The following is a 10,606-nucleotide window of genomic DNA, read 5'->3' as shown; positions in this document are numbered from 1 at the left end:
GAGAGTCGCAACGGAAGTAACCTGAAAATTTACCGGATAATTTAAGGGAGGGCATCTCCCCTCCTTAAACTATCCGGTGCAGATTTTTTTGCTCGATAGTCGCTCCTGTTCGATCAAATGCCCAATGACGCTTGGCGGTTTTTCCCCGAACGATAGGAGTCGATGATCTCAGCGACAACAGCTGCGATCTTTCTAGCAAGAAGTGGAGGGACTGCGTTTCCGATTTGGGTGTACTGCTGTGTTCTATTTCCTTCGAAGAAGTAATTATCAGGAAAAGTCTGCAGTCGCGCAGCTTCGCGAACAGTCAGGCTGCGGCATTGGCTTGGATCCGGGTGAATGTAGTAATGACCGTCTTTAGCTATGTGGGCTACAACTGTGGTCGACGGGCCATCTTCCATTTGGACTCTGAAGCGGTCACTAAAGGGAACGGAATCGGAAGATACGTTCTCATGTGCTGGCAGAAGTTGCGCAGGGAACTGGTGTATTTTGGGCGAGGTACCATTCAGCCTTGCATAGCTTGCTGCAAAAATATACCTATGTAGGTCAGTGCGCATATGGCTTCTAGCTTCATGCTGTAGCACTCCTTTTAGTCTTGAGTCGAGAAACCACTCTCGTTGCTTGGCATTCATTTTTGGAACGGCATTCCAACGTATGAATACACTGCCACTGGATTTTAGCCTTCGTGCCTCTTCAGCAGCAGTTTTCATGGCATCTATCAAGTTTCCTCGGCCAGCTTCATAGGATTGGTAAAGCATTGAACTGGCCTCCTCCAAGGTGGAGAGCCATGCTTCGAGGGAGTCTCCACCTCTTGAAATTTTGCTCCGTACTGGAGGAAGTCCTGATAAAGCTTGTCCAACTGTGAAAACCGTTTTGCTGGTTTCCATTACCATCTTGTGGGGACGTTCCAAGAGAGCAGGGCAGTTCGAGGCAACGTCAGAGCGAACCCCTAGCAGAATAACCCTGTGTCGAGCCTGCGGAAGGCCGTGTCGTTCTGCTTGAATCACAAAATCATGTGGATCTGGCTTTTCCACATCTTTAGGGACGACTAAGGAGCGGATGTTGTAAGAAAGGTCGCCACCTGGATTCGAAAGGTCGTCAAGAATTTGCTGGAAAATGTTCGAGCCACTGTGCTTCGAGGACAGAATGCCTTTCACATTCTCCATGACGAAAATAGTAGGTTTGAACTCGCGAATAATTCGCAGATATTCCTTGTAGAGGAAGTGTTTTTCGTCGCTTTCAAACTTCTCTTGGCTTTCGCGTGTCCGACGGGCACGGCCCGCGACAGAGTAGGCTTGGCACGGTGGACCGCCTATAAGAATCCATTCATCTGCGCCAATCAGAGCTTCCCTAATCCAGCGGTCAACCTCGTCTGGCGAAATTTTACCAAGCTCTGCGAGCTTAGCTTCTTTCGAGGCCTCCACGGCTTCTGCCGGGATATCTGGATGTGCGAAAAGCTCCTCCCTAGTAATTTCGCCCCGGACGTACTGGTAGTAGGCGTCTGGGACTTCACCTTTCGGAAAAGCGCGAAACAATGCGCGAAGGGATAAAGTTTTGTGAGCGAGAGGGTCTTTCTCGATCGAGACGCGTAGCTGAAACTTACGTACTCCCTTCTCAGGGCCACCGATTGAAGAGAATCCCTCTCCTAGTCCGCCGGGGCCGGCAAAGAGGTCGATGACCGGAATAGAATCCTTATATTTCATTGATTTAGTCGATGCGCCTAAGAAGAAAATAAAAAAGCGCACTGTAGCGCTTAGGTGAGTTGCGGCCCAGAAATGAGCCGCCCTATGTGCGATAAATGGTAACGGTTCACTAGATGCCGGGCAAGAAATGAACTTTAGGTAGAGGTACCAAGTTCGACCGAACGTAGGTATTCGGAAAGCTGCCAGTGCATTTCTTTTTTTTGTAAAAAATCTCAACGGTCGGGCTGCCATAACAGTTAGGGTTTTGGTGGTCATTGAGATGGAAACTGCCGCAAATGTTGTAGGAGTTTTTAAGAGAGAAAAGGGTGTGAATACCTCGGCGAATAAAAAAGCCCCGATCAAATCGGGGCTATTTTTAGTTTTTTCGATGTATGACGACCATCGTCAAACCGCGGAAAAACTAGGGAATCAATCCCAGCTCAACGCCCCACCCGTCTGATACTCAATAACCCGAGTCTCAAAGAAGTTCTTCTCTTTCTTCAAGTCCATGATCTCGCTCATCCAAGGGAACGGGTTCGTAGTCCCCGGATACTCTTCCTTCAACCCAATCTGCGACAGGCGACGGTTAGCGATGAACTTGAGGTAGTCCTCCATCATCGCCGCGTTCATGCCCAGCACGCCGCGAGGCATGGTGTCGCGGGCGTATTCGATCTCCAGTTGAGTGCCCTGCAGGATCATCTGCGAGGCTTCTTCCTTCATTTCGGCATCCCACAGGTGTGGGTTTTCGATTTTGATCTGGTTGATCACGTCGATGCCGAAGTTCAGGTGCATGGATTCGTCGCGCAGGATGTATTGGAACTGCTCGGCGACGCCGGTCATTTTGTTGCGGCGGCCCATGGAGAGGATTTGGGTGAAGCCGCAGTAGAAGAAGATGCCTTCCAGAACGCAGTAGTAGGCGATCAGGTTGCGCAGCAGTTCCTTGTCGGTTTCGACAGTGCCGGTTTCGAACTTCGGATCGGAGATCGAGCGGGTGTATTTCAGGCCCCAGGTGGCTTTTTTCGCGACCGATGGGATCTCGTGGTACATGTTGAAGATTTCGCCTTCATCCATGGCCAGCGATTCGATGCAGTACTGGTAGGCGTGGGTGTGGATCGCTTCTTCGAACGCCTGGCGCAGGATGTACTGGCGGCATTCCGGGTTGGTGATCAGGCGGTACACGGCCAGGACCAGGTTGTTGGCCACCAGGGAGTCGGCGGTGGAGAAGAAGCCGAGGTTGCGCATCACGATGCGGCGCTCGTCGTCGGTCAGGCCTTCCGGGTTTTTCCAGAGGGCGATGTCGGCGGTCATGTTGACTTCTTGCGGCATCCAGTGGTTTGCGCAGCCGTCCAGGTATTTCTGCCAGGCCCAGTCGTACTTGAAGGGCACGAGTTGGTTGAGGTCGGCGCGGCAGTTGATCATGCGCTTTTCGTCAACGGCGACACGGGCGGAGGCGCCTTCGAGTTCGGCGAGGCCTTCGGCGACGTCGAGAGAGTCCAAGGCGGCTTTGGCGCGGGCAACGGCGGCGGAGTCAGCGGCGGTCACGGCGCGGGCTTCCAGGGCGGCGGCACCACCGGCGCTGTCGAGACGGTCCATATTGGCTTCGGTGGCGTGGCCGGCGTTGGCGCTCTTGGCCGCTACTTCCGTGTCTTCTTTGTCGAATTCGTCCCAGCTCAGCATGACGTGTCGTCTCCTGCGTGAGGGCCAGTGTGCCCGTGTGAAAATGGATGGTCTGGTTTTTCACACGGCCTTACTGGCCGCGTTGATAGCGTTTTTTGCAGCGGTACACGCAGGCAAATAAACATAATTTTGTACGGGTGCTGAGAGCCTCTGACGGGCGCAAAAGTCGGTGACGACTTCGGCGTGGGCTTCAGACTGGCTGTCATCCCTGTAAGGGAATATTGCAGGCCCGTTTAAGGCGGCATTATAAGGAAATTTTTACGGCCGTGGTGGGGCGAATCCGCGCATGGAGCGGTCGATGAGCAGGGTTTTTCGGTCGGAGCTAGGGATTATAGGGCTTTGCCGGGTGCAGATTTTTTTTCAGAAAAAAAGCTTGATATCGGATTTGCTCAAGAAGTGATCAAAAAAGGCCTTTTTTCACTACATCTTGTGTTTCGAAACGCTTTTCGATGACTCCAGACACAACTGAGCCCGACCGAAGCCGGGCTGAAATCGACCCTGGGCGTTGCGCGGAAAAGGGGGCGATTCGGTGCAGTCTGATCAGCCGCTGGAGCAGCCATTGCCCATGACGCTGTAGCGCAGAATATGACGTTGGCCTTTGGAGTCGTCGTATTCCATTTTCATTGGGACAACTTCGCACACATTGGGCACTTCGCTCATGGAAATAACGTTGGCGATGTCCAGGTGCATTGAGTAGGTGTAATCCTCAATAGGCGGTTGTTGCTGTGCGACGTCAGTCTGGACCTCGTCTGCCATGGCGGTTAAGCACAGACTGCCGAGAGCCAGTACCCATAAAGCTTTCATTTAATGTTTACCTTTTTGAGGGCGAAGGGGGGTACGCAACCTTTTTGGGGTTGCGTGTGGAACTGCACTACTTGGTTTGGGTTAACGGCCTTCGTGGGGGCTGTAACTGGGTTAACTCAGGTTGCCGGGTTGGCGAGGCGAATTTTAGGCGTGGGGGATACGTTCATATAGGCGTGGTTCTGATAAACACTTTTGACAGATCCTGTAACAATCCGCTTTCTGTGGAAGCGAGCCTGCTCGCGATGGCGCGCCAGGTGAGAAATGGGGGTGTTTGATTGCCCCTCCGCGAGCAGGCTCGCTCCCACAGAAACCGCGGTGATACGGGTATCCACGACATTTTGTAGGGCCTTGTTACTACCATCGTCGAATGGTTCTATAGCGCCGGCCCGGCTAAAACGGGGGCCATACAAAAACAACTATTCCACCGAGGTAAGAAAGATGAGTGCGGCTTCTCTGTATCCCGTTCGTCCCGAGGTTCTGGCCAATACGCTGACTGACGAGGCGACCTACAAGGCCATGTACCAGCAGTCGGTCGTCAACCCGGACGGTTTCTGGCGCGAGCAGGCCAAGCGCCTCGACTGGATCAAGCCTTTCACCACGGTGAAGCAGACTTCCTTCGACGATCACCATGTCGACATCAAATGGTTCGCCGATGGCACCCTGAACGTTTCCTACAACTGCCTCGACCGTCATCTGGCCGAGCGCGGCGATCAAGTGGCAATCATTTGGGAAGGGGACGACCCTTCCGAAAGCCGCCGCATCACCTACCGCGAACTGCATGAACAGGTCTGCAAATTCGCCAACGCCCTGCGTGGCCAGGATGTGCACCGCGGCGATGTGGTGACTATTTATATGCCGATGATTCCCGAAGCCGTGGTCGCCATGCTGGCCTGCACCCGGATCGGCGCGATTCACTCGGTGGTGTTCGGTGGCTTCTCGCCGGAAGCCCTGGCGGGTCGCATTATCGACTGCCGCTCGAAAGTGGTGATTACCGCCGATGAAGGTATTCGTGCCGGCAAGAAGATCCCGCTCAAGGCCAACGTCGACGACGCCCTGACCAACCCGGAAACCAGCAGCATCCAGAAAGTCATCGTGTGCCAGCGCACCGGTGGCGACATCAAGTGGAACCAGCACCGCGACATCTGGTACGAAGACCTGATGAAAGTGGCCGGCACCGTTTGCGCGCCGAAAGAGATGGGCGCCGAAGAAGCGCTGTTCATCCTTTACACCTCCGGTTCCACCGGCAAGCCGAAGGGCGTGCAGCACACCACCGGCGGTTATCTGTTGTACGCGGCCATGACCCACGAGCGCGTGTTCGACTACCGTCCGGGTGAAATCTACTGGTGCACCGCCGACGTCGGCTGGGTCACCGGCCACAGTTACATCGTCTACGGCCCGCTGGCCAATGGCGCGACCACGCTGCTGTTCGAAGGTGTGCCGAACTATCCGGACATCACCCGTGTGGCGAAGATCGTCGACAAGCACAAGGTCAACATCCTCTACACCGCACCGACCGCGATCCGCGCGATGATGGCGGCGGGTACTGCCGCTGTTGAAGGCGCCGATGGCAGCAGCCTGCGCCTGCTCGGTTCGGTGGGCGAGCCGATCAATCCGGAAGCCTGGGACTGGTACTACAAGAATGTCGGCCAGTCCCGTTGCCCGATCGTCGACACCTGGTGGCAGACCGAGACCGGCGGCAACATGATGAGCCCGCTACCGGGCGCTCACGCCCTCAAACCGGGTTCCGCCGCACGTCCGTTCTTCGGCGTGGTACCGGCCCTGGTGGACAACCTGGGCAACATCATCGAAGGCGAGGCCGAGGGCAATCTGGTGATCCTCGATTCGTGGCCAGGCCAGGCGCGCACGCTGTACGGCGACCATGACCGTTTCGTCGATACGTACTTCAAGACTTTCCGCGGCATGTATTTCACCGGTGACGGCGCCCGTCGCGATGCCGATGGTTACTACTGGATCACCGGTCGTGTGGATGACGTACTCAACGTTTCCGGCCACCGCATGGGTACCGCCGAGATTGAAAGCGCGATGGTCGCTCACCCGAAAGTCGCCGAAGCGGCGGTGGTCGGGGTGCCGCACGACATCAAGGGGCAGGGTATTTATGTCTACGTCACCTTGAACGCTGGTGAAGAAACGAGCGAGCAATTGCGCCTGGAGCTGAAAAACTGGGTGCGTAAAGAGATCGGCCCGATTGCTTCGCCGGATGTCATCCAGTGGGCGCCGGGGCTGCCGAAGACGCGTTCGGGCAAGATCATGCGGCGGATTCTGCGCAAGATCGCGACCGCTGAATACGAAGGGTTGGGGGATATTTCCACCCTGGCCGATCCGGGTGTGGTGCAGCATTTGATTGATACGCACAAGACGATGAATGTTGCGTAAGCGGCAATCCTGAGTCATGGAGCCCCGCCAGGTGTTGCGCCTGGTGGGGTTTTTTATTGTCTGAAGGTTTTGTGTTGGCTGGGTGGGCCTCTTCGCGAGCAGGCTCGCTCCCACATGGGCCGAGTTGAAGCATCCCCTGTGGGAGCGGGCTTGCTCGCGTAGGCAATCTTTCAGGCGCCCCATAAGCAACAGCCAATAATTATCGGTTTCCCTCGTAGGACCTTTTCCACTGTTACCTGCCAGTTCTCAAGTAACCCAATGTGTAACCGCACGCGCCGATACGGGGCGTTGGGAAACGCGAGTCGCTCTGTGCAGGTCTCAAAAACACCGCAATAAAATAACACCCCACGCCAAGCTTGCCGGATTAGAAGGGTTTGCCAATAATAGGCCCGCAATTTGCAATATAGATTGGTTTACTCTCTTTTGCTCTTGCATGATTTTGCAAGGCTGTCAACGTGCCCTAGCGGCTTTCTCAGTGCATCTGTAACTAGTTGTCGCATTGAAGAAATATCGGCTTCGGGCCTGTCGTTAGAATGCCGATCATTCGCTCGTCGTTGTCTGTGTTGAAATTTCGCACACGCAATGTAGGACGCAGCAACGCTTTCCGGTTCCACTCATTCGCATATTGGGCTGTCGCTCACTCTGCCGTTTTAGCCCTTTTCCGATGGAGTCCCAAGATGAAGAAACTCGTGCTGCTTGGCGCCCTGGCACTGTCTTGCGTGCTGTCCCTGCCAACCTTCGCCGATGAAAAACCTCTGAAAGTCGGTATCGAAGCGGCTTACCCTCCGTTTGCGTCCAAAGCGCCGGACGGCAGCATCGTTGGTTTTGACTACGACATCGGCAACGCGCTGTGCGAAGAGATGAAGGTCAAGTGCGTGTGGGTCGAGCAAGAGTTCGACGGTCTGATCCCTGCACTCAAAGTGCGCAAGATCGACGCGATCCTGTCGTCCATGTCGATCACTGAAGATCGCAAGAAGTCCGTGGACTTCACCAACAAGTACTACAACACCCCGGCACGCCTGGTCATGAAGGCCGGTACTCAGGTCAGCGACAACCTGACCGAGCTCAAAGGCAAGAACATCGGCGTGCAACGTGGTTCTATCCACGAGCGCTTCGCCCGCGAAGTCCTGGCGCCACTGGGTGCCGAGATCAAACCATACGGTTCGCAGAACGAAATTTATCTGGATGTCGCCGCCGGCCGCCTCGATGGCACCGTGGCAGACGCTACGCTGCTGGATGACGGTTTCCTGAAAACCGACGCTGGCAAAGGCTTCGCCTTCGTAGGCCCGGCCTTTACCGACGTCAAATACTTCGGCGACGGCGTAGGTATCGCGGTGCGCAAGGGTGACGCGTTGAAAGACAAGATCAACACCGCGATCGCTGCCATCCGCGAAAACGGCAAGTACAAGCAGATCCAGGACAAGTACTTCGCCTTCGATATCTACGGCAAGTAACACGTCCCGGCGACAAGTCCGAAATGGCGCAAGCAACAGGGTCTCTGCGGTTTGCGCCATTTTTTCATCCCAACTCTCGAGGACCTGAATCATGTTGAAAGGCTACGGGGCTGTCATCCTCGATGGCGTTTGGCTGACGCTTCAGCTCGCCTTGTCGTCCATGGCCCTGGCCATTGTTCTGGGTCTGATCGGCGTAGCACTGCGTCTGTCGCCGGTACGCTGGCTGGCCTGGCTGGGCGATCTGTACTCCACGGTGATCCGTGGCATTCCCGATCTGGTGCTGATCCTGCTGATTTTCTACGGTGGCCAGGACCTGCTCAACCGCGTCGCGCCAATGCTGGGCTACGACGAATACATTGACCTGAACCCGCTGGCCGCCGGTATCGGCACCCTGGGCTTCATCTTCGGTGCGTACCTGTCGGAAACCTTCCGTGGCGCGTTCATGGCGATTCCCAAAGGTCAGGCCGAAGCCGGTATGGCTTACGGCATGAGCAGCTTTCAGGTGTTCTTCCGGGTGCTGGTGCCGCAGATGATTCGCCTGGCGATTCCGGGCTTCACCAATAACTGGCTGGTACTGACCAAGGCTACCGCGCTGATTTCGGTGGTGGGTCTGCAAGACATGATGTTCAAGGCCAAGCAGGCGGCCGATGCCACCCGTGAGCCTTTCACGTTCTTCCTCGCAGTGGCGGCTTTGTACCTGGTGATCACCAGTGTCTCGTTGCTGGCATTGCGTCACCTTGAGAAGCGCTACTCGGTAGGCGTAAGGGCGGCTGATCTATGATCTTCGACTACAACGTCATTTGGGAGTCCTTGCCGCTGTACTTCGGCGGCCTGGTGACCACCCTCAAACTGCTCGCACTGTCGCTGTTCTTCGGCCTGCTGTGTGCGCTGCCGCTGGGCTTGATGCGGGTCTCGAAAAACGCCGTGGTCAACTTGACCGCGTGGCTCTACACCTACGTGATCCGCGGCACGCCGATGCTGGTGCAGCTGTTCTTGATCTACTACGGTCTGGCGCAGTTCGAAGCGGTGCGTGAAAGCTTCCTCTGGCCGTGGCTGTCCAGCGCTACGTTCTGTGCGTGCCTGGCGTTCGCCATCAACACCAGCGCCTACACGGCCGAAATCATCGCCGGCAGCCTGCGGGCCACACCGAACGGTGAGATCGAAGCGGCCAAGGCCATGGGCATGTCGCGGGTCAAGATGTACAAGCGCATCCTGCTGCCGTCGGCCCTGCGTCGCGCACTGCCGCAGTACAGCAACGAAGTGATCATGATGTTGCAGACCACCAGTCTGGCGTCCATCGTGACCCTGATCGACATCACTGGGGCCGCGCGCACGGTCAACGCGCAGTTCTACCTGCCGTTCGAGGCGTACATCACCGCCGGTGTGTTCTACCTGTGCCTGACCTTCATTCTGGTGAAGCTGTTCAAGCTGGCCGAGCGCCGCTGGCTGGGCTACCTGGCCCCGCGGAAGCACTGATATGGAACGCATCGATCATGCATTGCCGTGGAGTCATCTGGGCAGCGAGCGCCAGATCTCGGTGTTTCGCTTCGGCAGTGGCGAGCGCAAGGCCTACATCCAGGCCAGCCTCCACGCCGATGAGCTGCCGGGGATGCGCACGGCCTGGGCGCTGAAAAAGCGCCTGGCCGAACTCGAAGCCCAGGGCTTGCTCAACGGTGTGATCGAGCTGGTGCCGGTGGCTAACCCGCTCGGCCTCGGTCAACTGCTGCAGGGCAATCATCAAGGGCGTTTCGAGGCGGGCAGCGGCAAGAATTTCAACCGCGACTTCGTCGAACTCAGTGCGCCTGTGGCCGCTGAGCTCGATGGGCATCTGGGTGATGACCCGCACGCCAACATCCGTTTGATTCGCCAGACCATGAGCGATGTGCTGGCCGCGTTGCCACCGGCCACCAGCCAGTTGCAGGGCATGCAGCGCGTCTTGCTCAGCCATGCCTGCACCGCCGATGTGGTGCTGGACCTGCACTGCGATTGCGAAGCAGCGCTGCACCTGTACGCCTTGCCGCAGCATTGGCCGCAGTGGCGTTCGCTGGCCGCGCACCTGAATGTGCGGGTCGGCCTGCTGGCGGAAGATTCCGGCGGCAGCTCCTTCGACGAAGCCTGTTCGCTGCCGTGGCTGCGATTGTCGCGTCTGTTCCCGGACGCGCAGATTCCGTTGGCGTGCCTGGCGACTACCATTGAACTGGGTGGTCAGGCCGACACCGGTCGCGCTGAGACCGAGGCGCACGCCGAAGGCATTCTGGCGTTCCTCGCCGAGCAAGGCCTGATCAGCGGCGACTGGCCGAATGCAGCGCATGAGCCGTGCGAAGGTCTGCCGTTTGAAGGCACTGAGTTGCTGTTCGCGCCGCATCCGGGTGTGGTGAGTTTTCTGCGTAAACCCGGCGAGTGGATCGAAGCCGGCGACGAAATTTTTGAAGTGATCGATCCGCTGGCGGATCGGGTCAGCACGGTGTGTGCTGGTACGTCCGGGGTGCTGTTTGCCATTGAACGGCTGCGTTATGCCCAACCCGGTTTCTGGCTGGCCAAGGTGGCGGGGCGCGAAGCGCTGCGTCACGGGCGCTTGCTCAACGACTGACTGACTGC

8 protein-coding genes are annotated in these 10,606 nt (G+C 56.8%); 5 read left to right on the top strand and 3 right to left on the bottom strand.

All coding sequences use genetic code 11. The annotated features are described in order from the left end of the window. Window positions 1-113: 113 nt before the first annotated feature. The 3 genes from AC07ZE_RS23025 to AC07ZE_RS23015 form a co-directional block, all read right to left on the bottom strand. Window positions 114-1,955, bottom strand: a complete 1,842-nt coding sequence (locus tag AC07ZE_RS23025) for a DNA cytosine methyltransferase (protein ID WP_259331992.1) — start codon at window positions 1,953-1,955, stop codon at window positions 114-116. A 153-nt stretch (window positions 1,956-2,108) separates the two neighbouring features. Beyond that, the gene (locus tag AC07ZE_RS23020; RefSeq protein ID WP_095193262.1) at window positions 2,109-3,356 is read right to left on the bottom strand and encodes a ribonucleotide-diphosphate reductase subunit beta; all 1,248 of its coding nucleotides are present in this window, start codon (window positions 3,354-3,356) and stop codon (window positions 2,109-2,111) included. 540 nt (window positions 3,357-3,896) lie between these two features. Next, on the bottom strand, window positions 3,897-4,160 hold the full coding sequence (locus tag AC07ZE_RS23015) for a DUF2790 domain-containing protein (RefSeq protein ID WP_095193263.1): 264 nt from the start codon (window positions 4,158-4,160) through the stop codon (window positions 3,897-3,899). A gap of 438 nt (window positions 4,161-4,598) precedes the next feature. Here AC07ZE_RS23015 and acs point away from each other — a divergent pair, with 438 nt between their 5' ends. The 5 genes from acs (at window position 4,599) to AC07ZE_RS22990 (ending at window position 10,598) form a co-directional block, all read left to right on the top strand. Further along, a complete protein-coding gene (acs, locus tag AC07ZE_RS23010; RefSeq protein WP_207266747.1) occupies window positions 4,599-6,554 on the top strand; it encodes an acetate--CoA ligase in 1,956 nt (651 codons plus the stop codon). 677 nt (window positions 6,555-7,231) lie between these two features. Beyond that, window positions 7,232-8,008 carry an ABC transporter substrate-binding protein gene (locus AC07ZE_RS23005; protein WP_207266746.1) on the top strand — a complete coding sequence of 259 codons (777 nt, stop codon included), beginning with the start codon at window positions 7,232-7,234 and terminating at the stop codon, window positions 8,006-8,008. 91 nt (window positions 8,009-8,099) lie between these two features. Continuing rightward, window positions 8,100-8,789: an ABC transporter permease gene (locus AC07ZE_RS23000; RefSeq protein WP_095193266.1), complete on the top strand. Its 690-nt coding sequence runs from the start codon at window positions 8,100-8,102 to the stop codon at window positions 8,787-8,789. Continuing rightward, window positions 8,786-9,484: an ABC transporter permease gene (locus AC07ZE_RS22995; RefSeq protein WP_207266745.1), complete on the top strand. Its 699-nt coding sequence runs from the start codon at window positions 8,786-8,788 to the stop codon at window positions 9,482-9,484. Before AC07ZE_RS23000 ends, AC07ZE_RS22995 begins: the two co-directional genes overlap by 4 nt. Before the next feature lies 1 nt (window position 9,485). Then, window positions 9,486-10,598, top strand: a complete 1,113-nt coding sequence (locus AC07ZE_RS22990) for a M14 family metallopeptidase (protein WP_207266744.1) — start codon at window positions 9,486-9,488, stop codon at window positions 10,596-10,598. Window positions 10,599-10,606 lie beyond the last annotated feature (8 nt).

Source organism: Pseudomonas sp. GW101-3H06, from assembly GCF_059424605.1.
This window is presented reverse-complemented; position numbering and strand designations above follow the sequence as displayed.

Bases quoted from the DNA above. Each gene is read 5' to 3' on its own strand.
- AC07ZE_RS23025 (WP_259331992.1), bottom strand. From the start codon at position 1,955: ATGACCACCAAAACCCTAACTGTTATGGCAGCCCGACCGTTGAGATTT.
- AC07ZE_RS23000 (WP_095193266.1), top strand. From the start codon at position 8,100: ATGTTGAAAGGCTACGGGGCTGTCATCCTCGATGGCGTTTGGCTGACG.
- acs (WP_207266747.1), top strand. From the start codon at position 4,599: ATGAGTGCGGCTTCTCTGTATCCCGTTCGTCCCGAGGTTCTGGCCAAT.
- AC07ZE_RS23005 (WP_207266746.1), top strand. From the start codon at position 7,232: ATGAAGAAACTCGTGCTGCTTGGCGCCCTGGCACTGTCTTGCGTGCTG.
- AC07ZE_RS23020 (WP_095193262.1), bottom strand. From the start codon at position 3,356: ATGCTGAGCTGGGACGAATTCGACAAAGAAGACACGGAAGTAGCGGCC.
- AC07ZE_RS23015 (WP_095193263.1), bottom strand. From the start codon at position 4,160: ATGAAAGCTTTATGGGTACTGGCTCTCGGCAGTCTGTGCTTAACCGCC.
- AC07ZE_RS22990 (WP_207266744.1), top strand. From the start codon at position 9,486: ATGGAACGCATCGATCATGCATTGCCGTGGAGTCATCTGGGCAGCGAG.
- AC07ZE_RS22995 (WP_207266745.1), top strand. From the start codon at position 8,786: ATGATCTTCGACTACAACGTCATTTGGGAGTCCTTGCCGCTGTACTTC.